The organism is Streptococcus suis (assembly GCF_002964575.1).
In the GTDB taxonomy this organism is placed as follows: domain Bacteria; phylum Bacillota; class Bacilli; order Lactobacillales; family Streptococcaceae; genus Streptococcus; species Streptococcus suis_R.
This window is the reverse complement of record NZ_POQQ01000060.1, coordinates 59784-83161: the sequence shown is the minus strand read 5'-3', so window position 1 is coordinate 83161 and position 23378 is coordinate 59784. Positions and strand designations below refer to the sequence as shown.

The 23378-nt window shown below is 41.8% G+C and carries 25 protein-coding genes and 2 tRNA genes; 23 read left to right on the top strand and 4 right to left on the bottom strand.

Going from position 1 to position 23378, the window contains the following annotated elements:
• The first annotated feature begins 12 nt into the window (after positions 1-12).
• Both C1E58_RS09045 and C1E58_RS09040 read left to right on the top strand, forming a co-directional pair.
• Positions 13-2457, top strand: coding sequence for an LTA synthase family protein (locus C1E58_RS09045; RefSeq protein ID WP_105210108.1), 2445 nt, complete (start codon positions 13-15; stop codon positions 2455-2457).
• Between the two features lie 140 nt (positions 2458-2597).
• The gene (locus tag C1E58_RS09040; RefSeq protein ID WP_105210107.1) at positions 2598-4214 is read left to right on the top strand and encodes an ATP-binding cassette domain-containing protein; all 1617 of its coding nucleotides are present in this window, start codon (positions 2598-2600) and stop codon (positions 4212-4214) included.
• A gap of 131 nt (positions 4215-4345) precedes the next feature.
• On the opposite strand, the gene C1E58_RS09030 is transcribed toward C1E58_RS09040, so the two are convergent.
• A tRNA-Leu gene (locus tag C1E58_RS09030) sits at positions 4346-4427 on the bottom strand.
• A 123-nt stretch (positions 4428-4550) separates the two neighbouring features.
• Between C1E58_RS09030 and rsgA the strand changes: the two genes are divergently transcribed.
• The 17 genes from rsgA (at position 4551) to C1E58_RS08945 (ending at position 17579) form a co-directional block, all read left to right on the top strand.
• On the top strand, positions 4551-5426 hold the full coding sequence (gene rsgA / locus C1E58_RS09025; protein ID WP_044770919.1) for a ribosome small subunit-dependent GTPase A: 876 nt from the start codon (positions 4551-4553) through the stop codon (positions 5424-5426).
• A 14-nt stretch (positions 5427-5440) separates the two neighbouring features.
• The gene (gene rpe, locus C1E58_RS09020) at positions 5441-6100 is read left to right on the top strand and encodes a ribulose-phosphate 3-epimerase (RefSeq protein WP_105210106.1); all 660 of its coding nucleotides are present in this window, start codon (positions 5441-5443) and stop codon (positions 6098-6100) included.
• On the top strand, positions 6093-6725 hold the full coding sequence (locus C1E58_RS09015; RefSeq protein ID WP_105210105.1) for a thiamine diphosphokinase: 633 nt from the start codon (positions 6093-6095) through the stop codon (positions 6723-6725). Before rpe ends, C1E58_RS09015 begins: the two co-directional genes overlap by 8 nt.
• Positions 6726-7964 (top strand): DNA recombination protein RmuC, encoded by a 1239-nt coding sequence (locus tag C1E58_RS09010; protein WP_105114319.1) that lies wholly within the window; start codon positions 6726-6728, stop codon positions 7962-7964.
• Positions 7954-8895 (top strand): 3'-5' exoribonuclease YhaM family protein, encoded by a 942-nt coding sequence (locus C1E58_RS09005; protein ID WP_105114320.1) that lies wholly within the window; start codon positions 7954-7956, stop codon positions 8893-8895. Before C1E58_RS09010 ends, C1E58_RS09005 begins: the two co-directional genes overlap by 11 nt.
• Complete coding sequence (locus tag C1E58_RS09000) at positions 8895-9761, top strand: aminoglycoside phosphotransferase family protein (RefSeq protein ID WP_105114321.1); 867 nt, start codon at positions 8895-8897, stop codon at positions 9759-9761. Before C1E58_RS09005 ends, C1E58_RS09000 begins: the two co-directional genes overlap by 1 nt.
• Positions 9762-9883: 122 nt before the next feature.
• On the top strand, positions 9884-10153 hold the full coding sequence (locus C1E58_RS08995) for a hypothetical protein (protein ID WP_105114322.1): 270 nt from the start codon (positions 9884-9886) through the stop codon (positions 10151-10153).
• Entirely contained in the window at positions 10140-10664 is a 525-nt protein-coding gene (locus C1E58_RS08990; protein ID WP_105114323.1) for a thiol-disulfide isomerase, read from the top strand. Before C1E58_RS08995 ends, C1E58_RS08990 begins: the two co-directional genes overlap by 14 nt.
• A gap of 81 nt (positions 10665-10745) precedes the next feature.
• The gene (locus tag C1E58_RS08985) at positions 10746-11297 is read left to right on the top strand and encodes a hypothetical protein (protein WP_105114324.1); all 552 of its coding nucleotides are present in this window, start codon (positions 10746-10748) and stop codon (positions 11295-11297) included.
• Between the two features lie 3 nt (positions 11298-11300).
• Positions 11301-11837, top strand: a complete 537-nt coding sequence (locus C1E58_RS08980) for a hypothetical protein (protein WP_105210104.1) — start codon at positions 11301-11303, stop codon at positions 11835-11837.
• A gap of 3 nt (positions 11838-11840) precedes the next feature.
• Positions 11841-12377: a hypothetical protein gene (locus C1E58_RS08975; protein WP_105117271.1), complete on the top strand. Its 537-nt coding sequence runs from the start codon at positions 11841-11843 to the stop codon at positions 12375-12377.
• Positions 12378-12593: 216 nt separating this feature from the next.
• Positions 12594-13406 carry a pur operon repressor gene (gene purR, locus C1E58_RS08970; RefSeq protein ID WP_044674726.1) on the top strand — a complete coding sequence of 271 codons (813 nt, stop codon included), beginning with the start codon at positions 12594-12596 and terminating at the stop codon, positions 13404-13406.
• Between the two features lie 553 nt (positions 13407-13959).
• Positions 13960-14442, top strand: a complete 483-nt coding sequence (locus C1E58_RS12410) for a hypothetical protein (protein WP_238142262.1) — start codon at positions 13960-13962, stop codon at positions 14440-14442.
• 88 nt (positions 14443-14530) lie between these two features.
• Positions 14531-15361: a hypothetical protein gene (locus tag C1E58_RS08960; RefSeq protein ID WP_105210103.1), complete on the top strand. Its 831-nt coding sequence runs from the start codon at positions 14531-14533 to the stop codon at positions 15359-15361.
• Positions 15352-15660 (top strand): DUF4176 domain-containing protein, encoded by a 309-nt coding sequence (locus tag C1E58_RS08955; protein ID WP_419579960.1) that lies wholly within the window; start codon positions 15352-15354, stop codon positions 15658-15660. Before C1E58_RS08960 ends, C1E58_RS08955 begins: the two co-directional genes overlap by 10 nt.
• A 2-nt stretch (positions 15661-15662) precedes the next feature.
• Complete coding sequence (locus C1E58_RS12225) at positions 15663-16454, top strand: hypothetical protein (protein WP_105210102.1); 792 nt, start codon at positions 15663-15665, stop codon at positions 16452-16454.
• A gap of 339 nt (positions 16455-16793) precedes the next feature.
• Positions 16794-17579 (top strand): hypothetical protein, encoded by a 786-nt coding sequence (locus C1E58_RS08945; protein WP_105210101.1) that lies wholly within the window; start codon positions 16794-16796, stop codon positions 17577-17579.
• Positions 17580-17792: 213 nt separating this feature from the next.
• Here the strand turns inward: C1E58_RS08945 and C1E58_RS08940 are convergent, their stop codons facing one another.
• Both C1E58_RS08940 and C1E58_RS08935 read right to left on the bottom strand, forming a co-directional pair.
• Entirely contained in the window at positions 17793-18662 is an 870-nt protein-coding gene (locus tag C1E58_RS08940) for an RluA family pseudouridine synthase (RefSeq protein ID WP_105210100.1), read from the bottom strand.
• Between the two features lies 1 nt (position 18663).
• Positions 18664-19632, bottom strand: coding sequence for an NAD(P)/FAD-dependent oxidoreductase (locus tag C1E58_RS08935; RefSeq protein WP_024403791.1), 969 nt, complete (start codon positions 19630-19632; stop codon positions 18664-18666).
• A 155-nt stretch (positions 19633-19787) separates the two neighbouring features.
• On the opposite strand from C1E58_RS08935, the gene pbp2a reads away from it, so the two are divergent.
• The 4 genes from pbp2a to nusG all read left to right on the top strand — a co-directional run bounded on the left by pbp2a (position 19788) and on the right by nusG (position 23023).
• On the top strand, positions 19788-22001 hold the full coding sequence (gene pbp2a, locus C1E58_RS08930; RefSeq protein WP_105210099.1) for a penicillin-binding protein PBP2A: 2214 nt from the start codon (positions 19788-19790) through the stop codon (positions 21999-22001).
• Between the two features lie 33 nt (positions 22002-22034).
• Positions 22035-22187: a 50S ribosomal protein L33 gene (gene rpmG / locus C1E58_RS08925; protein ID WP_002940258.1), complete on the top strand. Its 153-nt coding sequence runs from the start codon at positions 22035-22037 to the stop codon at positions 22185-22187.
• Positions 22188-22196: 9 nt separating this feature from the next.
• Complete coding sequence (secE, locus tag C1E58_RS08920) at positions 22197-22373, top strand: preprotein translocase subunit SecE (RefSeq protein ID WP_105124308.1); 177 nt, start codon at positions 22197-22199, stop codon at positions 22371-22373.
• Positions 22374-22483: 110 nt separating this feature from the next.
• The gene (nusG, locus tag C1E58_RS08915) at positions 22484-23023 is read left to right on the top strand and encodes a transcription termination/antitermination protein NusG (RefSeq protein ID WP_002940254.1); all 540 of its coding nucleotides are present in this window, start codon (positions 22484-22486) and stop codon (positions 23021-23023) included.
• Between the two features lie 181 nt (positions 23024-23204).
• Here nusG and C1E58_RS08910 read toward each other — a convergent pair.
• Positions 23205-23275, bottom strand: a tRNA-Cys gene (locus tag C1E58_RS08910).
• Between the last annotated feature and the right edge of the window lie 103 nt (positions 23276-23378).

The window sequence follows — 23378 nt, the reverse complement described above, 5'->3', positions numbered from 1 at the left end:
GAGAGAAATGTTATGAAACAAATCAATCCCCAGGCATGCAAGCAATTTATTCTGGTCATGGTCATGACTGTTTTGCTGGCGATGGGACGGGCCCTCTTGCTAAGCGGGGTATCTTTTCCGCTCTGGTTTGTCCCCCTTACCTTGCTTGCCTATCTTATTTTTACCTTTTATGTATTGGTCTTGCTTGATACATATGAGAAGTTTGTAAAGACCAAAACCTTTGCCAAGTATGTCGGCTATTTTCTAGGTTTTCTATATCTTGTCAATCTGGTCTATAGGCTCAATGCCAAGAAGTATCAACCCTGGAATATTTTCCGTAATAATCTCTTTCAGTTTGAACTTCTATTGATGTTGCTTCTTCCAGTATTGTTGGCATTTTTGTGGCGGAAGAATGCAGGAATCAGAGAAAAATTAAGTAAGTGGTCGGCCAGTCATCTGGTGCCAGATAGCTACTTGCTCTTGACCAGCTTACTTTCTCTCAGTCCGTTGGCTATTTCTTACTGGAAAGATAGCCATTATGAGAGTTTGGTTGAAAATGGCTCCTATGTGGATTTCTTTATCCAAACACCAATTTTTGCCCTCATTCATTTTATAGGAACCTACATTTTTCTTCGCTATCTCTACAAGGCTTTTGGGGAATTTAAGGCCAATCGGACCAATGTCCACAGTATGCTCTTTATCAGCTTGGCACTGGCTACGCTATCGCATATTGGTTATCAGGCTTCTATGGCTGGGGGAACGGGCTCTTATTTCACACGCCACCTCTTTCCAGGAGCTATTGTCTTCCAGATTGCCTGCCTATTTTTCCTCAATGTCATCATTAGCTTGGTTATCAACCGTCAAATCTTATCTGTTGCCGTTATTGCTGGTTTAAATGTGACCTTGATTGCGGCCAATTTCCTTAAATTCCGCTACCGTTCGGAGCCAATGACCCCCAACGATTTCAAATGGATTGGAAACATGGGGATGATTCTCAGCTTTATCAGTCTGCGGGTTGTCTTGGTATCGCTTGTCTTCTTGGTCATCCTATTCTTTGTTTACAGGCGGATTCATAAGAAGTACTTCCAAGGGCAGATTGTCAAATCCATCTGGAAACGGTTGGCAGGAATTTCAGTCATTGTTTCCTTGATTTTGGGAATGGGTTGGGCGATTCGCAATGAGAAAGACCATAAGATTGTTGGTTGGATTCCTATTCTTTCTCAGGTCAATAACTGGCGTAACGTAGACTGGAAGGGTTATGCCTTTGTGGCGCGCTATCGCACCCTATCCTTCCTCTGGTTGCAACAGCTCAGCAAGACCAGTATGGAAAAGCCTGAAAATTACTCTGAAAAAACTATGAAGGCCATTGTGAAGAAATACACCGCCCTGGCCGAGGAGATCAATGCGGAACGGACAGGTCAAGTGACTGACCAGACGGTTATCTACATTCTTAGTGAGAGTTTGGCTGATCCACGTCGGATTCCTGGTGTGAGCCTTAGTCAAAATGTCCTTCCAAATATCGAGTACATCATGAGCCAGACTACCAGTGGCTTGATGAAGAGTGACCACTATGGCGGTGGTACGGCTAATATCGAGTTTCAGGTTTACAGTGGTCTGCCCTTCTACAATTACAACTCGTCCATTTCGTCCGTCTATCTGGATGTGGCGCCGAATATGAAGAAGTTGCCAAGTATCAGTGACCTCTATCCAGCAAATAATCGTGTCGCCATCCACCCCTACTACGATACCAGTTATAATCGAAATTCGATCTATAAGCAATTAGGGATTGAGCAATTCTACACTCTCAATAGTGCCGCTTATCCTCTGACAGTAACAGCTGAAGATTATCAAGGGAATTTTATCAGTGATAAAAAGACCTATGACTTGATTTTGGAGCAGGTTCGTTCTACAGACAATAAATTTGTGTCTGCCATTACCATGCAGAACCATGTGCAGTGGAATTCCTTAGAGCCAGCTAGTATTACGGCTTCGGGTGAGGGCTTCACAGCTGAGGAGAATGAAAACCTTAATAGCTATGTTCGTCTCCTATCCTTTACGGACCAGGCGACCAGGGATTTTCTGGACCAGCTCAAGGCCTTGGATAAAAAAGTGACAGTCGTCTTTTACGGTGACCACCTGCCAGGTCTCTATCCAGAGTCTGCCTTTGTGACGGACCCAAGTCTGCAATATAAGACCGACTATTTCGTTTGGAGTAATTTTGAAACGGAAGACTACCATTATGATTTGGTCAATTCTAGCGATCTCAATGCACTGATGCTGGAGACGACCAATAATAAGGTCAGTCCTTACTACGCTCTCTTGACAGAAGTGCTCCACAAGGACCGTGTAGGGCAGGCTGAGCGCGATGCAACAGTAGCAGAAGAACTCAAACTGGTCCAATATGACCTATCCACAGGAAAAGGTTACCTTTTGAAATACAAAGACTTTTTCAATGTGGCGACAGAAACAACAGAATAAAAACACGACCAAGTCAGCATGCTGGCTTGGTTTGTTTTATGAGAAAAAGGACACAAAAGATAAAGACATGATATAATAATAACAAGATCTTAAACAATCAGAACCCTGTTGTCCTAAATTGAATGTAGGGGTAAAAGAACATGAAAAAAATCATCTATCAATTGAAACCAGTTATTGCCATTCAGTTGATTTTCCATATCTTATATAGTTTGACCAATGTCGTTTTGCCTGAGTTAAATAAGTATCTTTTTGATCATATTTTTCAGATGGGCTGGACAGGACTTGTCTGGCTCTTGTTGGCCTACGCTTTGACCATCATTGCCAATTCAGTCTTTCAGTACATTTCCCAGGTTTATGAGTGGAAGGTGTCCCAGGGCTTCTATGTCAATGCTAAAAAAGGTCTGGCAAACAACTTGTTATCACAGCCTTTAGCCAAATTTTCAGAGAAGAATGTTTCTGCCTATCTATCCATTTTTGACAACGATTTGGAAACCATTGAGGAGAGTTACCTGAGTCCCCTCATGGACATTATCCGCTCTAGCTTGAGTATGCTCATCTATGCGGTTTCCCTCTTTCTCTTTGTTCATCCGCTGGTTGCGGTAGGCATTATTCTATCTTCTGCTCTGGCAGTCTTCATTCCCAAGTGGATTTCTGGTCCTCTTTCTCAGCGTCAGCGGGCATTTTTACAGAGTTTGGAACGCTATTTTCAGGTGGTGACTGACCTCTTTTCTGCTAAAAACCGCGTTAATAGTGAAACCTTCGGTTACATCAGCCGTGTCCACCATAGGTCAGTAGAAGAAAGTGAACAGGCCCGTTTTCGCTTTGGGCAATTCAAGACCCTGGCCAATGTTGTCAATGGATTTTCTATGTTTTTGGTGCAACTAACGGCTTTTGGCTTGGTCGGCTATCTCTTGCTGCAAAAAGAGTTGACCATCGGTGCTGCCATTGCAACCTTCAGCTATGTTGAAAATTTCATCTATCCCATGAAATATATCCTCTTGGATGTCAATTCTATCCATTCAACCAAGGAAACGGTCGCCAACCTAGAAGGTTATCTTGCTGGTCAGGTCTTGTCTGAGCAAGTACCAAGCTATCCCAATGTGACAGCTTTAGAAATCAGGGATGTGGCCTATCATGTGGGAGAATTAGCGGTAGCAGATTTTTCCTATCGGTTTGATAGGGGGAAAAAGTATGCCATCATTGGTCTGTCAGCCAGCGGAAAATCCACTTTTTTACGAGTGTTGGCAGGGGAACTGGCTCTGGACAAGGGAAGTGTTTCCTATCTGGAAAACGATGTTTTGCATGAAATGGAAGCAGCTACCGCCTTCTATCTCAGCCAGTTTGAGCATCTTTACCATACCGATTTTGAAAACAATGTATCTGTTTTTGGAACCTATGAGAAGGGAAGAGATGTCATGCTTGGCTTGTTAAGGAGCTTGCCAATGAGTTTACAGGACACCTTGCGTACAACAACAGACCCCAGTCTCTTGAGTGGAGGTGAGAAAAATGTCCTGTGCCTGCTCCGTGCCCTGATGAGTGGCAAGGATGTCATGCTCTTGGATGAACCGACCGCCCATTTAGACCCTGTCCTGACTAAGCAGGTTTTGACCAACCTCTTGCAGCTGGAGGACAAACTTATCATCACCATCTTGCATGAATCAGACCCAGCCATCCTAGACGTGTTTGACCACGTTTTGGAAATGCGGGATGGGAAACTGATACTCTTCGAAAATCAAAATCAGACGTTGTTGACTTGATTTGATGAACTTCAGTTCTATCTGCATCTGCGTCGCCTAGTCTGTTTTTGATTTTCATTGAGTATGAGTGAGAAAATATAAAAACAACCCCAAGCCATCAACTTTGACTTGGGGTTATCCTTTATAAATAATGCGGAGGAAGGGATTTGAACCCTCACACCCGATGGGCACATGCGCCTGAAGCATGCGTGTCTGCCGTTCCACCACCTCCGCTTGTTTTTATTATACTATTTTTACATTGAAATGACTAGAGGAAAGTGTAAAATCGAAACCGCTTGCGGTTTTTTTGTAGGAAATTTGGTATAATGGTAGCAAGTACACACAAAGGAGTCTTCATTGCAAGGAAGAATTATCAAGGCCTTGGCTGGTTTTTACTATGTTGAGGCAGATGGACAGATTTATCAAACCAGAGCCAGAGGAAATTTTCGTAAGAAGGGACAAACGCCCTATGTGGGTGATTTTGTGGATTTTTCTGCGGAGGAAAATTCAGAAGGCTATATTTTAAAAATCCACGAGAGAAAGAATAGTTTGGTTCGACCTCCTATCGTCAATATCGATCAGGCGGTGGTTATTATGTCTGCAAAAGAGCCTGATTTTAATGCCAATCTACTCGATCGTTTCCTAGTTCTCCTTGAACAGAAGGACATGGATCCCATTATTTATATCTCTAAGATGGACTTGGTAGAGGATCGGACGGAGATGGATGCCTTCAAGGCTATCTATGAAAAAATTGGCTATCCATTTGTCTATCATTTGGAGGAATTGACGCCATTATTGCAGGATAAGGTGACGGTCTTTATGGGGCAGACAGGGGTTGGCAAATCGACTCTTCTCAATCGCATTGCGCCAGAATTAGCCTTGGAAACAGGGGCAATTTCAGATAGTCTGGGGCGTGGTCGTCATACCACTCGTGCGGTCAGTTTCTACAATGTCTTCGGCGGGAAAATTGCGGATACGCCGGGTTTTTCATCCCTAGACTATGAAGTCAAGGAGGCGGAGGCTCTGACAGATTGTTTCCCAGAGATTGCGGAAAGCAGCCAGGACTGCAAATTTAGGACCTGTACCCACACCCATGAGCCGGATTGTGCGGTCAAGGAAGCTGTTGCCAGCTCTGCCATTTCCCAAAGTCGCTTTGACAATTATCTCCAATTCCTCAGCGAAATCCAAAATCAGCGTGAAACCTATACCAAGGTTAGTAAGAAATTCAAATAGAAAGTTGGTACTCTATGTCACATTATAAGATTGCACCGTCTATTTTAGCGGCAGATTATGTAAATTTTGAAAAAGAGCTCAAGCGTCTAGAAAAGACAGGTGTGGAGTATGTGCACATTGATGTCATGGACGGTCATTTTGTGCCAAATATTAGCTTTGGGGCGGATGTGGTTGCGGCTATGCGTCCTCATAGCAAGCTGGTTTTCGATTGCCATCTCATGGTGTCCAATCCTGAAAACCATATTGAAAGTTTCGCCCGCGCAGGTGCAGATATTTTAACCATTCATGCAGAGGCAACGGTTCACCTGCATGGGACCCTGCAAAAAATTCGTGCTGCTGGTATGAAGGTGGGGGTGGTCATCAATCCAGGTACGCCCCTTGTGACCATTGAGCCTGTGCTCAACTTGGTAGATCAGGTTCTACTTATGACGGTCAACCCAGGTTTTGGTGGACAAGCCTACATTCCAGAAGTGGCTGAGAAGATTGAGGCCTTGGTCAAACTCCGTGAAGCCAAAGGCTTGACCTTTGACATCGAAGTGGACGGCGGGATTGACGACAAGACCATTCATTCAGCCAAAAATGCGGGTGCCAATGTCTTTGTGGCAGGTTCCTATCTCTTCAAAGGAGATTTGGATGCTAACGTTGCCAAATTGAGAGCTGCCCTCCATGACTAAGGTTGCTGTCATTGCAGGCGGTTCCTTTGACTGTCTTCCTGAGCCTGCCGACCTCTATGTGGGGGTAGATGCAGGCTCTCTTCGTCTTCTGGACCATTTTCTGCCTCTTGACTGGGCTATCGGTGATTTTGACTCGGTGACACCTGAAGAATTAGGGCGGATAAAGGATCAAACAGAGCGTTTTTTGCAAGCTCCTGCTGAAAAAGATGATACAGACTTGGAGCTGGCTTTAAAGGAAATCTTCAAGGCCTATCCGCAGGCCCAGGTTCGCATATACGGAGCCTTGGGTGGTCGCATGGATCATATGATGGCCAATCTCTTTCTGGTTGCAGAACCCGACTTGGCACCCTACATGGAGCATATTGAATTGGTGGACAGTCAGAACGTCGTCCGATTTCGACCTGCAGGTCAGCACCGTTTGTCACCGATTGCTGGTATGAAGTACATTTCCTTTATGCCGTCGGACCAGAGTCGCCTGACCATTCGTCATGCCAAGTACCCGCTGGATGCCAGTAATTATTTTTTCAAAAAATGCTATGCTTCTAACGAATTTATAGATAGGGACATAGACATTCAACTGGATCAGGGCTACGTGGTCCTGATCTACAGTAAGGACAGGGATTAGATGGATATTGTTTTACTTATTTTGCTGATACTGGTCTTGCTCGCCTTGGTTTTTCTTTATGGAAAATGGCAGAGCTTGGCCCTGCTTTTGCAAGATCAAGCCGAAGACACTGCAGACAACTTGTCTGATCAGCTCAGCTATCAACTAGAAAATGCAACCCTCAAACAGCAGCAGGCCATTCATCAGGAAGTGGAAAGACTTCGCACGGAGCTTTACCAACAGCTAACCGACATCCGTCAAGAGCTGAATAAGAGCCACTTGGAAACGCGAGATGCCACCGACCGTCGTTTGCAGGCCATTCAGGAGTCCAATGAAAAACGCCTGGAAGAAATGCGGCAGACGGTCGAGGAAAAGCTGGAGAAAACCCTGCAAACCCGCCTACAAGCCTCCTTTGAAACAGTGTCCAAGCAGTTGGAATCGGTCAATCGTGGTCTGGGTGAAATGCAGACGGTGGCGCGTGATGTGGGTAGTCTTAACAAGGTTCTGTCTGGCACCAAAACCCGTGGCATCATGGGCGAATTGCAGCTGGGACAGATTATCGAGGATATCTTGACACCTAGCCAATATGAGCGAGAGTTTGCCACGGTTTCAGGCTCGAATGAGCGCGTGGAGTATGCGGTCAAGCTACCGGGACGGACGGAAGGCGACTATATCTACTTGCCAATCGATTCCAAGTTTCCGCTGGCGGATTACTATCGCTTGGAAGATGCCTACGAAAGTGGGGATAAGGAGCAGATTGACCTCCATCGCAAAAATCTCCTGGCAGCTATCAAACGTTTTGCCAAGGACATTCAGAGCAAGTACCTCAATCCGCCTGAAACCACCAACTTTGGTGTCTTGTTCTTGCCAACCGAAGGGCTGTATTCAGAAGTGGTCCGCAATCCCATTTTCTTTGATGAGCTTCGCCGTCAGGAAAATATCGTAGTAGCAGGACCGACCACACTTTCTGCCTTGCTCAACTCTCTCTCCGTCGGCTTTAAGACCCTCAACATTCAACGGTCGGCTGATGATATTTCCAAGGTCTTGGGCAATGTCAAGCTGGAATTTGGCAAGTTTTCTGACCTCTTGGTCAAGGCTCAGAAACAGCTCAATCAAGCCAGCAGCAATATTGACAAACTCCTAACCACTCGCACCAACGCCATTGAGCGTAGTCTTCGCACCATTGACCTGTACGAAGATGACCAAACCAAGGGACTGCTTGGCCTGTCCCCATTAGATGAGGAAGATAATGAAAATTAACCAAATGAAAAAAGATGAATTCTTCGAAGGATTCTATCTGATCAAGACTGCTGAAGTTCGTCAAACACGAGCTGGCAAAGACTACCTAGCTCTGACCTTCCAAGATGATACGGGCGAGATTGAAGGCAAGGTCTGGGATGCCCAACCAGGGAAAATCAAGGACTTTACTGCGGGGACAGTTGTTCACATGCAGGGTCGTCGTGAGGTTTACAACAACACACCTCAGGTCAACCAGCTTGTTCTTCGTTTGCCAAAGGCAGGCGAGCCCAATGACCCTGCTGATTTCAAGGAAAAACCACCTGTGGATGTTAAGGACACCAAGGACTATCTGAGCCAGATGATTTTCCGCATTGAAAATGCCACTTGGCAGCGGATTGTCCGTGCTCTCTACAGCAAGTACGACAAGGAATTTTATTCCTATCCAGCGGCCAAGACCAATCACCATGCCTTCTACTCAGGCTTGTCCTTCCATACAGCGACCATGGTCCGCTTGGCTGATAAAATTGGTGATATTTATCCTCAGCTCAACAAGAGCCTGCTTTTCGCAGGGATTATGCTTCATGACCTAGCCAAGGTTATCGAACTGACAGGACCTGATAACACTGGCTATACGGTGCGTGGCAATCTGATTGGGCACATTTCCTTGATTGATGAAGAGATTACCAAGGTCTTGATGGAATTGGGTATCGACGATAGCAAGGAAGAAGTGACTGTTCTGCGCCATGTTATCCTCAGTCACCATGGTTTGCTGGAGTATGGAAGCCCTGTCCGTCCGCAGATTATGGAGGCGGAAATCCTCCACATGATTGACAACATTGATGCGGAAATGATGATGATGCTATCGGCCTTGGACAAGGTCGGCCCAGGTGAGATGACTAACCGTATCTTTGCCATGGACAACCGTGCCTTCTACAAGCCTAATTTAGACTGATGGCAGTTGCGATTGTATCTCGTCAGCCCCTCACCAAAGGCTGGTCCACAGACCGAAAGTATAAGGTCCAGCTAGAAGATGGTCGCCTTGGTCTTTTGAGAATAGCAGAGCGACCAGTCTATGAGGTTAAGCGATTAGAGTTTCAGTTAGTTGAAAACCTGTTTGGTCTAGGTTTGCCTGTGGCAGAGCCAATCGCCTTTTGGACGGATGAGAAGTCGGTCCATAGCCTCTATGAATGGATAGAAGGTCAGGATATGAATGATTTGGCTACCAGTATGTCAGAACAAACCTTATATGAACTGGGCTGTCAGTCAGGTCAGTTCTTGCGAACCTTACATGCCCTGCCTATTGACCAAAGCCAACGGGACTGGAACAACTACTATCAGGCTAAGATTGACAATAAATTAGTTGCCTACCAAGCAGCTAGTCATTCCTATCCAAATGGTCAAGCCATGATAGACTTTGTCCAGGCCAATCGTCACTTGCTGGCAGGAAGACCAATTGCCTACCATCATGGTGATTTTCATACAGGAAACTTTCTACGGAGCCAGGATGGAAGACTGAAAATTTTAGACTTTGATCGCTACGATATAGGAGATCCTTGGGAGGAGTTCAACCGTCTGATTTTCACGGCAGACTTGTCGCCAGCCTTTGCGCGTGGTCAGGTGGATGCCTATTTTGCAGGAGCTATTCCAGAGGAATTTTGGAGGCTTTTAGCCCTTTATCTGACCGTGAACAGTCTGGGGGCTCTTTCTTGGGCGGAGCAGGTGGATCCCCTCCAAATCCCCTTGATGAAAGAACAGGCTGATGCTGTTTGGACTTGGTATCAAGGCTATAGCAGGCTTCGACCATCATGGTATTTGTGAAAAATGAACAAAATACGAAAAAAGCGGACTTTTTAAAATAAAAAAGTTCGCTTTTTATAGTTTATAGATGGAATGTATACTGAACAAGGGAGTCGTCATATATTGTGGTATAATTAGAGAGCATGACGTTTTGGAAGAAGATTCTCTATGAGTGGGACAATCAAATCAATCGTGTTGAAGAGTTTTATACAGTGATGGGAAATGGAAATAGAGAAAATGGAAAAGAGAACGTAAAATATCTCATGGAGAACCCTACAATCGGAGGTAATTTTATCAAATATGGGGTTGGTCTAGATATTATTTTCGGAAAAGAAAGTGATGCTGATGATAAAGCTTTAAAAGATTTTTATGATTACCTAAATAGAGGAGAGAAGCAAAATGTCGGTACTTAAAAAAATAATGATCGGTCTTTTTACAATCATACTCATAGTGATGGGGTTTATCAGCTATAGTCGCTATCAAAGTGCACAAGAGCTAAAAACGGCATTTAAAAATGACGATAAGATTCAAGTTTTCTATCACCTAATGGCTTCGGAGAGATATGCGAAAGTTATCCGCCAAGCTGGTTTTACGATTCCACCGGATAGCGCTATTCGATTTGATGGAGCTATTGACCCCTTGGAAATCGAGGGGGATTTGCATTTAAAAATTCATCCACCAGGTGAAGCCGATGAGGAACTTAGTATTTCATTTTTAGTGGAAAAGAACGATGCTACTATTGAAGCGTTTTTTGTCATGGATAGGCAACTGAATTTGCTCCGTAGCTATTATCAGATAATGGAACAAAATGAGAGGAAAAACTTAACACTTCACGAATCAGAAGAAAAGCGTCTTTTGAGTATTGTCCAAAAAGAAATCAATGTTTTTTTGGACACGATGGAGGAGACTTTGTATAATCAGTGAGTTATGCTTGTTGAGATGTCCATAAAGATATGCTGTGTGATATTTCCGAATAAATGGTAATCTCATGAGGAGAAGAAATCAATGTTAAATAATCTGCGAAAACATAAAAAAATCATGGTCCCTATTCTTGTAATGTTCACCGTAGTCATTTCCTTTTTTGGTTACCGACTGTATTGTTACGGTGATTTTAAGCGAACCTATGAGAGCGGAGCTTCTACCTATGAACAATTTTATTCTCTGACAAGATATGACAGATTTTTTGGGAAACAATATGTGGACGATGTAAAGAAAGCGGGCTACGACCTAGATGATTACAATTTGAAGATGATGGATCGAATTCCTGCAATAACTTCTAAAAAGTTAGGGATAAAATTTATTCCAGAAGAGATACATATCACTGTCAGTTTTAACTATGAATTGAATGGCAGACAGATTAATGTATTCCAGCAACTTAACAAGGATATGAATCGGGATGGTAAAGGCAGCTACTATTTACAGGATGAAAACGGTAATCTGATTGAGAGTGTAGAGTTGACAGAAGCTGAGGAGCAAGAGTTGACAGAAATCGCTATTGCGGAGCTGGAAGATCTACTGGCAGATGTCTACCACTCCATGTATCCTGAGGAGAAGTAAGTAATGTTGAGTAAGAAAAGCCGAGTGACTGTCCTCATAGTATTGACTTTGGTGCTATCGTTTTTCGGTTACCGTCAGTATTGTTACGGTGATTTTAAGCGAACCTATGAGAGCGGAGCTTCTACCTATGAACAATTTTATTCTCTGACAAGATATGACAGATTTTTTGGGAAACAATATGTGGACGATGTAAAGAAAGCGGGCTACGACCTAGATGATTACAATTTGAAGATGATGGACCGAATTCCTGCATTAATATCTAAAAAGTTAGGGATAAAATTTATTCCAGAAGAGATACATATTACTGTTAGCTTTGACTATGAATTAAATGGGAAACGTATTAGTGTCTTCCAACAACTTGATAAAAATATGAGACGAAATGGAGCTGGTGGTTATGATCTGATAGATGAAAATGGAAATGATATAGAGAGAATAGAGCTGACAGAAGCTGAGGAGCAAGAGTTGACAGAAATCGCTATTGCTGAGCTAGAAGCACTACTGGCAGATGTCTACCACTCCATGTACCCTGAGGAGAAGTAAGCAATGTTAAGTAAGAAAACCCGGGTGACTATCCTCATAGTATTGACGTTGGTGCTATCGTTTTTTAGTTACCGACTGTATTGTTACGGTGATTTTAAGCGAACCTATGAGAATGGAGCTCCTACCTATGAACAATTCTATTCTCTGACAGGGCTGGGAAGACTTTTTGGCAAACAATATGTGGACGATGTAAAGAAAGCAGGCTATAACCTAGATGATTACAATCTGATGATGATGGACCGAATTCCCGCATTAACATCTAAAAAGTTAGGGATAGAATTTGTTCCAGAAAAGTCACATATCCGTGTTAGATTTAACTATGAATTGAATGGCAGACGGATTAGTGTCTTCCAACAACTTGATAAAAATATGAGACGAAAAGGAGATGGTGTTTATGATCTGATTGATGAAAATGGAAATGATATAGAAAGCATCCAATTGAGTGAGGAAGAACAAGAGCAACTAAGGGAAGTCGCTGAGAATGAACTCAAAGCCATGTTAAAAGATATCTATGACTCCATGTATCCTGAGGGGAAGTAAGCAATAGGCAGAGCGCGTAGCTCCCCTTCAAATCCCCTTGATGAAAGAACAGGCTGATGCTGTTTGGACTTGGTATCAAGGCTATAGCAGGCTTCGACCATCATGGTATTTGTGAAAAATGAACAAAATACGAAAAAAGCGGACTTTTTAAAATAAAAAAGTTCGCTTTTTGCATGGATTGTGCTATAATAGGAAAAAGCCAAAAAGGAGAACGATATGAAATTAAGAAGAAGTGAACGAATGGTTGTTATCTCTAACTACCTCATCAATCACCCTTACGAATTAACAAGCTTGAATACCTTTGCGGAAAAGTATGAGTCTGCCAAGTCTTCGATTTCAGAAGATATTGCAATTATTAAAAAAGCCTTTGAAGAAAGTTCGATTGGGCAGATTGAAACCATTACAGGTGCCAGTGGAGGTGTTGTATTTACGCCTTCTATTTCTAAGGAAGAGTCCATCGAGATTGCCCAAACTCTTCGTGACCAGATGGCTGAAAGTAACCGGATTTTGCCAGGTGGTTATATTTACTCATCAGACCTTCTTTCAACACCTCATGTCTTGAAAAACGTTGGTCGTATTATTGCCAATGCTTTTAAGGAAGAAAAGATTGATGCTGTCATGACAGTTGCAACAAAAGGTGTTCCTTTGGCCAATGCCGTTGCCAATGTACTCAATGTTCCATTTGTTATTGTTCGTCGGGACCTTAAGATTACAGAGGGTTCAACCGTTTCTGTCAACTATGTTTCTGGATCTAGCGACCGCATTGAAAAGATGTTCCTATCCAAGCGTAGCTTGAAGGCAGGAAGTCGTGTCTTGATCGTCGATGACTTCTTGAAAAATGGTGGTACCATCAATGGTATGATTAGCCTCTTGTCTGAGTTTGACTCAACTTTAGTAGGTGTAGCCGTCTTTGCGGAAAACCAAAAAGGTGACCGCAACGTTGCCAACTACAAATCCCTTCTAGCCGTGACCGACATCAATGTCAAAGAAAATCGCGTGGACGTTGAGTTGGGTAATATTTTTGAGTAACTTTTACTGGTCAGCACTTCAAGAGATGTAAGCTGCCCCCTATTTAGATTATGCGTGCATAAAAAAGCTGAGTGTTCGGCTTTTTTTGGTGGCTTCAAACTCATATCTGGGTAACATTTTTTAAATATGCCATCTTATCTAGAATTTTGGTATAATAGTAGAGCAGGATGATTTGATAAGGATGAGAAAAAATGAAAAAAAAACAGTATGGAATGCCTCTTTAGAAGAGAGCATGGGGTTGGTAACGGATCAGTACATTCAGACTTCAATGGAGGACATAGAGAAAAACGGTTATGGAAAGAAAATCTTGGGATTTTTGACTGTTAATCTCTTCATGTATTTAATAACATTTATAGGTAGATATGTTGATTCACAAATCATATTAACTCTATTTAAAAGTACGGAGGTATTAGTAAGTATTCCCTTCTTTCTAGGGGTACTTGTTACACTTTTGTATTTCATTTCCTTGAAAAAAATCCATCAAAAACGAGTCTTGTCTTACTATTATTTTAATAAGTATATGTTTTTGCTTACATTTCTATTCTATTGCTAAATGGAAATATTACTAGTTATTTTTTCTACAATGATACTTGGTGAGTTCTTGTCAATATTCATCTATTCGGTGGTTTTCATGATTGCCCTTCTTGAGAGATATCAATGGTTTAGTAAGACTTCGTACAATAGTTTGTATGGTAATGTAGATTTCAGTAACCCACTAGAAAGATATGTGGAGCTTTTTGTTGCTCATTCTAGAAAATTTGGTTGGCTCGTTCTTACTCCAGTTTTTCTGTATAGGATATTTTTTTCCGGCGGAGAAAATTTGTATAGAAATGATTTAATAAGAACGGTTAGCATCCTTTCGTTTCCTATTATTGGATTGGTTGGTTTATATTTTGTTATTGCACTTGGTGCAAGTCAGATAAAAGGCTATTATATCAGTAAATATATGGAAGATTATCGTATTCTCTCAGGATATAGCATTGAAGACTGGTATGGTAAAAAGTCCAAGCGATATAAGGAAAGTTTGGGGAAGTGATAAATATAAACTGGAAATATTAAAATTAGTAGCAAAAAGTGTATTTAACTAAGAGCTAAGACTATTTGCTATTGGTTAAGGAGAAAACATGAAAAAAACACTTTTAGATGCAAGCTTTGAAGAGAGCTTAAATCTATATGATGATCCATCTTATAAAAAATTTGGGAAACCAAATTTTGAATCAGCGCAAGAGACTGAGAAATATAGAGGAACCTTTAAAGGAAATTGGAATACTTTCTGGTGGAGTCTTCTTCTTATTTTTGGTGTCAATTATTTATTTGCTGTCATATCTAATATGATCTATCATCTCCCAAGTGAAAAAACATCCATTACCGGTTCTCCAATCAATTTTTTTCCGTATTGGATCTTTTATCTCTTGGCATTTCTATGGTTACTGATCGTTATTTTTGGAAAAAGATTCAAATTCAAGTTTATTCTAACTTATCGTACTCAGTTTCATATTTTTGTAACCTATTTTATTTGGTTATTGATTGAATTTAATTTACTTTTATTGAATGTATTTTATGGAACCCTCGGTATATTAGGGGTTGGCGCGATTTATTTTTCTCAAGCTGTTATTATTGGCAATCTGTTCAATCATAAAATTAAAAGTCTTAGTCAGTTGCTATATGGTCAATTTTTGCCATCACGATTAGACAGAGCTTTCAGTTTTCTGGCACGGTATTTTTGGATTGTAGTGATTATTTTAACCGTTTTAAAATGGATACTAGAAGGTTGGAAGGGCATGGATGGATTAGGTGTTTTAGGAACCCTGTCTATATGGTTTATTACCAATATAGGAATTTTGACCTTGCAAATCTATCTTTTTCTTCCGTTCTTTCTTCAGGGCTATTATAAATGGAAATATCCTGAAGAATATCGTGAGTGGGAAGGGAAAACAAAGGAAGAATGGTATTAGAAATGGAGAAATTATTGATGAAGAAATATTTACCAATTGGCTCAGTGGTTCAGCTCAAGAATGGGGATAGGAAAATTATGATTATTAATCGGTTCCCACTTTTTAGAAGAGAGAATGAAATTGGCTATTTTGATTATTCCGCCTGTCTTTATAAATTAGTCGATATAGGTGAGCAATTAGTAGAAAATACAGGAAAAGCAATAGAGTCGGCTTGGAATGATCTGAAATCGGTTGGTCAGAATGTATCTGATTATTTCAACTCAAATTCGAAAATGCTTGCGTCCTGGTTTGGAGGGTAAGCATGGAGCAAAAAAAGCAAATAGTATCAGATATAATAGATACTACAAAAAAGTGGAACATTTTCACAATTATTTTCCTATTTCCAATTATGATAGCAATGTTTATTTTTGCTTCGTATTATTTGCCGACATTTGGTAAAATGTTTGCTTATTCGAACACATCCTTTGCAGCTCCACTTAGCAAGTTTGAAACTTTATTGCAAATTCCTACTCAGGTGTTAGTTTTGATTTTTCTGGTGGGTTGGATTAATTATTTTAGAATCTATTTTATTTCAAGAAATGATAGACCAAAAGCTTACTTGGAAAATTTGCTTGTATTGTCTATTTTGTCCGGTATCGTTTATTATTCATTCATATTCGGATTGCAGTATTTTGTAACAATAGTTTTTCTAAGGATAGTATATTGGGGAATATTCGTTGGCTCTTTGGTTTATATACTATTTTTAATAGTTTCAAGCAAAAACGACGCAAACAACTTGATAAATGCAATCCAAGTTAATAAATTGATTAAGTATATACCTTTTGTATATCTAGTGAATTTGGGGTTAACATTTATTGGAGCAGATATCGATGGATTAGTTGCCAAATTTTTCATGTCAGCCATTATGTTGGCTCCAATTTTCATTATTATATTTTTTACGAACTGGTTTCGAACGACATTACATCAGTATAGAATTGTTACTGAAATCCAGAAAAACCAAGAATACTATCGTCAAGAGTTTGACTACTCCATCGAAGCTTGGTATGGCAAGAAGTCAAAGAAGTATAAGGAATCCTTGAAAGAAAATGTTTAATAGGTTGTAGATGATTGAATTGCCCAGCTAGTTTTAGCTGGGTCTTTTTGGTATAATGGAGTGGTAGAAATGATTCTTCATGGAAGGTTCTTCTGCCTGTCTATTCTAGCTGTAAAGCTCTGCTTTGGGTTGTTTTTGCGATTAGCTGGATTTACAGGCTGTTTAAGGAGCTATTAAAGATGGGGCTTACTGGCTTGTCGATAGAGGAGAAGAATTAGCTGAAAATACAGGAAAAGCGATTCAAGCTGGTTGGGAGGAGTTCAAATCTGTAGGAAACAATGTATCAGAATTTTTCCAAGGAGCGCTAGATAATTCATTGTCATGGTTTGGAGGTTGAGTTTGAAAAATACAAAACAAGTTATTGAAGATGCATTGATAATGGGAGAAAAATGGAATATCTTGACTCTTATTTTGATGTTTCCCCTATTTATTGGAATGGTTATTTTTGTAGGTTATTATGTAGTCTCTTTAGGTCAGCTCGCAAGTAAAGGAGGAGAAACTTTTGCTACAAATTTGACAGAGTTGGAGTCTTTGCTAGCTTTTCCGACAGCTAGTTGGGGCTGGATTTTTCTGATATCATGGCTGTTTTTCATTTTTGTATATTATCGTGCTAAAAGAAATAAGATACAGGCTTGCTTCTACAATAATATTTTAATAATGGCTATGATACTTCCTTCTTATTACTCTGTTTTTTATGGAACGCTATTCTTTGTATCATCACTATTTATACGGATCACTTATTGGTCTTTGTTTGTTGGTTCACTTGGTTATTTAGTAAAGAGCTTATTTTTGAAAAATCAGTCTAAATGTTTCCCAATTTCTAGTGAGTCAACCAAGCATTTTAAGAACATCATTTTATTATTATGGCTTTTAAATATATTTATTCGACTATTCACCAATGGTTTTTCTTCCTTCTTTGCTAAGGTACTGCTAGCTATTCTACCTATTATTCCGCTAATAGTCCTGATGCTCTTTACCACCATGTATAGAGCGATGGCTTCAACAATGAGAGTCTTGTATAATATCAATAAAAACCAAGAACATTATCGGAAGGAGTTTGGTTACTCTATTGAAGACTGGTATGGTAAAAAGTCCAAGCAATATAAGGAAAGTTTGGGAAAGTAGGTTTTGTTTAGGTCGTCTTAATTTACTTTTGGTTTATGGCTAAACAATGGATTTCAAAATCCCAAGTTTCATAATTTTTTTGATGCTTAAGTTATTAACTTGTAAACCCAGACAAGATTTCCTTGTCTGGATTTTTTGGTTAGTGGAAGCATAAAAAAATTCACTGGATTAGTCCAGTGAAATAGGTATATAGAACTCTAATGGTACAGCTATTTATTTCATGTTCTTCAAGACTTTCTCAAAACTCTCCGACCTTGCTTCTACACTAATTTCTTCGAGTGTCAGCGGGTGGGTCAGGCTGAGTTTTTGGGCGTGGAGCATGAGACGTGGGGCAGTGACCCTACTGTAAAGAGGGTCGCCGATTAGGGCATGACCATGGTGGGCTAGATGAACCCGAATCTGGTGGGTTCGACCTGTCTGGAGGCGACAGGCGACCAAACTATTTTTGCCAAGAGTCTTCAAGCGGCGGACCTGGGTCAGTGCTACCTGTCCCTTGCGATTATCGACCACCCGCTTTCTGCGGTCATGCCGGTCCCGTCCAATCTTATCGGTAATGGTCCAGTCGGTCTTTTTTAACTGTCCTTGGCAGAGGGCGAGATAGTCACGGTAGATGACCTTGTCCTCCAAAAGCCGATTGAGAATGGGCAGGATAAAGGGATTTTTGGCGAAGAGAATGGCTCCGCTGGTTTCCATATCCAGCCTGTGGACTACATAGCAGGTCAGGCCGACATAGGCAGAGACATGGTTGAGTAGGGCAATTTCCGTCGGTTCATTGCCGTGGGTTTTCATGCCCTCAGGCTTGTTGACGATAATCAAGTGCTCATCTTGATAGAGTTCCTCCACCATGTCCGCCTGTCCCAGAGGAATACTTTTTTCAGGGTAATCTTCCTCGTCAAAAGTCAATTCTAACAAGTCGCCTGCGGTAATCGGGCTCTGCCAGTTTATCAACTCACCGTTGACACGGATGTGTTTCTTGGTGCGGAGGAAATGGCGGATTTTTCTAGGAATAAGAAAATAATCTTCCAAGACTTCCTTAACAGTGAGTTGTGGAAAGGCTTGGGGAATGCGAATGTCAATTTTCATCTTACAGACTGGTTGAGTGCTTAGGTTGCACTTTTTCATTTGGATTGAGGTAGTTCATAGCATTGTTGACTGCGGTTGGGGCTTCGCCAAGACCAGTCGCAATCAGGTCAATCTTGCCTTCATAGAAACAACAGTCACCGATGGCATAAATACCTGGAACAGAAGTTTCTTGTTTGCTGTTGACGACGATGCGGTGGCGATTGAGCTCCAAACCCCATTCTTTCAGCGTTCCGACGGATGATTTAAAACCGTAGTTGACAAAGAGGTGGTCGAAAGGCAGGGTGAGCTTGTCCTCGCTCTTAACCTTGTCGAAATGAATGGCAGAAGCTCTGCCATTTTCCCCAGAAAGCCCTTTAGGGACAAATGGTGTATGGATGGTGACGCTGGACTGCTTGAGTTCATCTACGCTGTGTTCAAGGGCGCGGAAGTTGTCGCGGCGGTGGACAATGTGAGTAGTCTTAGCGATTTTCTCAAAAGCTAATGACCAATCAACCGCAGAGTCTCCTCCACCTAAGATGACAACATCTTTGTCAGCATATTGTTGGATATTGGACACATGATAGTGAACATTTTCAAAGCTGTCTGCTCCCTCAATTTCCAGTGGACGTGGCTTAAAGGCGCCACCTCCCATGGCGATAAGGAGAGTTTTTGTCTGGTGGATGCCTTTGGTGGTTGTCAGGGAAATAACTTCTCCTGGTTCAATGGCAGTCAGAGTTTCATTGAGGCAAATGGTTGTCTCAAAAGTTGAGAGTTGGGCAAGGAGGTTATCGGTTAATTCTTGTCCTGTTAAGCTAGGGAAGGCTGGAATATCCAAAATTGTTTTTTCTGGATAGAGAATAGCCGGTTGGCCCCCAAGCTGTGGTAAAGAGTCAATGATTTTGACTTTAGCTTGGCGGAGATGGGCATAGAAGGCGGCAAATAGACCAACGGGTCCGCCACCAATAATGGTAATATCATATACTTGTGTCATTGGAAATCCTTTTCTGATTCAGAATCTCCCTATTTTATCATATTTTGCCAAAAAATTCCGCTGTTCGGCTGTAACAGGTTTGCAGTAGTGTTTTTCTCAGCTAGCTGAAAGAAAATATTGTATAATGGTACAAAAACACTAGAAAGAGGTGTTCTATGGACGATTTGCAACATCAGCCGATTGAAGTTCCAGATGATTTTCAATCTGACAATGATGACAGACCTAGCCGTAGTCGCAGGGGAAATCGTGGTCATTCAGACAAACCAAAGAAAAAGTCTCGCATTCCAGAGCCGGTTCGTAAATTTTGGCGGCGCTATCAACTGACAAAAATAGTTTTGATCTTGATAGGGATAATGGTTCTTACGGTAGGTGGTTACCTATTCTTTCTTGCAAAGACTGCGAATGTTGGGGATTTGCAGGAAGCACTCAAGGCTACCACCATTATCTACGATAAGGATGGAGCGGAAGCAGGCACCTTGTCTGGCCAAAAAGGCACCTATGTGGAGCTGGATGCGATTTCGGATCATATGGAAAATGCCGTCATCGCGACGGAAGATAGGAGTTTTTATAAAAACTCAGGAATTAACTATCAGCGGACTATTCTAGCAGTCTTGACCTTGGGGCGTTCAGGTGGTGGTTCAACCATTACTCAGCAGTTGGCCAAGAATGCCTTTTTGACCCAGGACCAGACCATCAGCCGTAAGGCCAGAGAATATTTCCTTGCCCTTGAAATCAATAAAAAATATAGCAAGCAGGAAATCCTAACCATGTACCTCAACAATGCTTATTTTGGCAATGGGGTCTGGGGTGTGGAAGACGCCAGTCAAAAATATTTTGGGATTTCAGCTAGTGATTTGTCGATTGAGCAATCCGCTTTATTAGCAGGCATGTTGAAAGGTCCTGAGCTTTACAATCCCTATTACTCTATTGAGAATGCGACCAATCGTCGGGATACTATTTTGCAAGCCATGGTAGATGCTGGAGTCATTGATCAGGCAATGGCGGATGCGGGCTTTCAGGTTGATTTGGCCAGTCAATTGGCTGACACTTATTCAGGAAAACAGAGTAACTATTCCTACCCATCTTATTTTGATGCGGTCATTGCGGAGGCCATTGATAGATATGGTTTGAAAGAGTCGGACATCATCAACAACGGCTATCGGATCTATACGGAGATGGACCAGAATTCTCAGGCTAGCATGCAGGTCATTTTTGATGATGAATCCATGTTCCCATCCTCCAGCTACGATGGGACCTATGCCCAGGCTGCCAGCGTGGCTCTTGATCCTAAGACGGGTGGCGTACGCGCCTTGGTTGGTCGTGTTAACAGTGCAGAGGATGCAGACTTTAGAACCTTTAACTTTGCGACCCAGGGGCAGAGAAGTCCTGGGTCAACCATTAAGCCTCTTGTAGCCTATGCACCTGCGGTGGCTGCGGGCTGGTCCACAGATATGGCTTTGGATAACCATACGGAAACCTATGGCGATTACACTTTACATAACTACGATCGTTCTACCTCGGACACTATTCCAATGTATCAAGCTTTGGCTCTTTCCTACAATTTGCCAGTAGCCTACATAGTCAACACCTTGGGCATTGACAAGGCCTTTGAATATGGCAAGAAGTTCGGTCTGAACATGGATGAAGTTGAAAAGGTCTTGGGTGTATCAATCGGTTCGGGTGTGGAAACTAATCCTTTACAAATGGCCCAGGCCTATGCTGTCTTTGCCAATAAGGGTGTCATGAAAGACGCTCACTTGATTACTCGAATCGAAACGGCCAGTGGTAAGGTTCTGGCAGAGCACCGTGAAACCAGTACCAAGGTTCTTGATCGGTCGGTGGCTGATAAGATGACTTCAATGATGCTGGGAACATTTACAAACGGTACAGGTGTAACAGCTGATGCGGCAAATTACTACTTGGCTGGTAAGACGGGAACGACGGAAACCAGCTTTAATGTGGATTTGGTCAATGACCAGTGGCACATTGCCTACACGCCAGATTTGGTTATTAGTCAGTGGGTTGGTTTTGAGCAGACGGATGAAAACCACTATATTGACAGCGGCAGTTATTGGATGGCCCCGGCAGTTTTTCAAACGGTGGCCAATTCCATACTTCCCAATACTGCGGGTACAAAGTTTGATGTTGAGAATGCCTATGTGCAAAATGGGATTGTCGAGGTGGCAGAAGAACCAGCAGCACAGCCTGAGGTTGGCATTAGCCAGGAGCAGGTACAGGAGATTTCTGATCAAGCTCGTAATCTGATTGAGCAAACCAAGCAAAATCTGATTGATGCCCAGTTGCCAGAGAAGGCTAAATCGCTTTGGGATACGGTTACAACTTGGTTTGAGGAGTTGTCAAATCCTTAGAAACATGATAAAATGAGAGAGATGGAGGGCTTTATGGCACTAAAAAAAGCAAGCCTAGCCTGTACTGTTTGTGGTTCTCGCAACTATTCGATTAGTCTGTCGAGTAATCCCAAGCCAACACGGTTAGAAGTAAATAAATTTTGTAAACATTGTGGACAATACACCGTTCACAAGGAAACCAGATAGGAGTAGCGCGTGAAATTTTTGAAAGATATTTTCCAGATTTTAAAAAAGACCGCCTGGCCAACTCGTAAGCAGAGCTGGAAGGACTTTGCCTCTGTTGTACAATACACAGCATTTTTCGTGGCAATTGTTTATCTCTTTGACTTGATTTTGTCACGTGGTATTATGAGTTTAATCAATCTTTTCTAGAAAACACTTGCCATTTGTAAAATGGAAGTGATATAATAAAGAAAAGCGAAAGCCTTCGGGCTTTTTTTAGCGTCTAAAAATGCAGTGGTTCCATAGAAAGGAAGATACAAATGTACGATAGTTTTGATAAGGGCTGGTTTGTTTTGCAAACCTATTCAGGATATGAGAACAAGGTTAAGGAGAACTTGCTCCAACGCGCCCACACCTATAACATGTTGGAAAACATTCTTCGTGTAGAAATTCCTACTCAGACCGTTCAAGTTGAGAAAAATGGTGAGGTTAAGGAAGTAGAAGAAAACCGTTTCCCTGGTTATGTATTGGTGGAAATGGTTATGACCGATGAAGCTTGGTTTGTAGTGCGTAACACGCCAAACGTTACAGGTTTCGTGGGTTCACACGGTAACCGCTCAAAACCAACACCGCTCTTGGAAGAAGAAATCCGTCAAATCTTGGTATCTATGGGTCAAACTGTGCAAGAATTTGATATTGATGTCAAAGTTGGCGACACTGTGCGTATCATCGACGGTGCCTTCACCGACTACACTGGTAAAATCACAGAAATCGACAACAACAAGGTCAAAATGGTCATCTCTATGTTTGGTAATGATACCATTGCTGAAGTTAACTTGAGCCAGATTGCTGAGTTGTAATATATCCATGCTCCTCATAGCGAAAAGCTGTGGGGAGTTTTTTGATAGTTTGAAAAGTTCTTGCCCAAAATTCGCCCCAAATTATTTTCAAACTTAACCGAATTTAACCGAATTAAAAATCAAAAAAGCCCGAAAAATCGGGCTTTTGACTTGTATAAATTCGGATAAAATCCTATAATAAAGGCGGTAGACGGATTTGAACCGACGATCAAGCTTTTGCAGAGCCGTGCCTTACCACTTGGCTATACCGCCATAACAAAGAATATTGTACCTTAAATAGTGAAATTGGTCAAGTGGAAAAATAAACATTTACAGATAATGTGTCTGGTAAAGGGCAGTGGAAATTGGAAATGCT

Coding starts and splice junctions, on each gene's coding strand:
- C1E58_RS12410 (WP_238142262.1), top strand. CDS start 13,960: ATGGAAATATTACTAGTTATTTTTTCTACAATGATACTTGGTGAGTTC.
- C1E58_RS08940 (WP_105210100.1), bottom strand. CDS start 18,662: ATGAAAATTGACATTCGCATTCCCCAAGCCTTTCCACAACTCACTGTT.
- C1E58_RS09005 (WP_105114320.1), top strand. CDS start 7,954: ATGAAAATTAACCAAATGAAAAAAGATGAATTCTTCGAAGGATTCTAT.
- C1E58_RS08960 (WP_105210103.1), top strand. CDS start 14,531: ATGAAAAAAACACTTTTAGATGCAAGCTTTGAAGAGAGCTTAAATCTA.
- C1E58_RS08935 (WP_024403791.1), bottom strand. CDS start 19,632: ATGACACAAGTATATGATATTACCATTATTGGTGGCGGACCCGTTGGT.
- rpe (WP_105210106.1), top strand. CDS start 5,441: ATGTCACATTATAAGATTGCACCGTCTATTTTAGCGGCAGATTATGTA.
- C1E58_RS08955 (WP_419579960.1), top strand. CDS start 15,352: ATGGTATTAGAAATGGAGAAATTATTGATGAAGAAATATTTACCAATT.
- nusG (WP_002940254.1), top strand. CDS start 22,484: ATGTACGATAGTTTTGATAAGGGCTGGTTTGTTTTGCAAACCTATTCA.
- purR (WP_044674726.1), top strand. CDS start 12,594: ATGAAATTAAGAAGAAGTGAACGAATGGTTGTTATCTCTAACTACCTC.
- C1E58_RS08995 (WP_105114322.1), top strand. CDS start 9,884: ATGACGTTTTGGAAGAAGATTCTCTATGAGTGGGACAATCAAATCAAT.
- pbp2a (WP_105210099.1), top strand. CDS start 19,788: ATGGACGATTTGCAACATCAGCCGATTGAAGTTCCAGATGATTTTCAA.
- C1E58_RS08975 (WP_105117271.1), top strand. CDS start 11,841: ATGTTAAGTAAGAAAACCCGGGTGACTATCCTCATAGTATTGACGTTG.
- C1E58_RS08985 (WP_105114324.1), top strand. CDS start 10,746: ATGTTAAATAATCTGCGAAAACATAAAAAAATCATGGTCCCTATTCTT.
- C1E58_RS09010 (WP_105114319.1), top strand. CDS start 6,726: ATGGATATTGTTTTACTTATTTTGCTGATACTGGTCTTGCTCGCCTTG.
- C1E58_RS12225 (WP_105210102.1), top strand. CDS start 15,663: ATGGAGCAAAAAAAGCAAATAGTATCAGATATAATAGATACTACAAAA.
- C1E58_RS08980 (WP_105210104.1), top strand. CDS start 11,301: ATGTTGAGTAAGAAAAGCCGAGTGACTGTCCTCATAGTATTGACTTTG.
- C1E58_RS08990 (WP_105114323.1), top strand. CDS start 10,140: ATGTCGGTACTTAAAAAAATAATGATCGGTCTTTTTACAATCATACTC.
- C1E58_RS09045 (WP_105210108.1), top strand. CDS start 13: ATGAAACAAATCAATCCCCAGGCATGCAAGCAATTTATTCTGGTCATG.
- rpmG (WP_002940258.1), top strand. CDS start 22,035: ATGGCACTAAAAAAAGCAAGCCTAGCCTGTACTGTTTGTGGTTCTCGC.
- C1E58_RS09000 (WP_105114321.1), top strand. CDS start 8,895: ATGGCAGTTGCGATTGTATCTCGTCAGCCCCTCACCAAAGGCTGGTCC.
- C1E58_RS09015 (WP_105210105.1), top strand. CDS start 6,093: ATGACTAAGGTTGCTGTCATTGCAGGCGGTTCCTTTGACTGTCTTCCT.
- C1E58_RS09040 (WP_105210107.1), top strand. CDS start 2,598: ATGAAAAAAATCATCTATCAATTGAAACCAGTTATTGCCATTCAGTTG.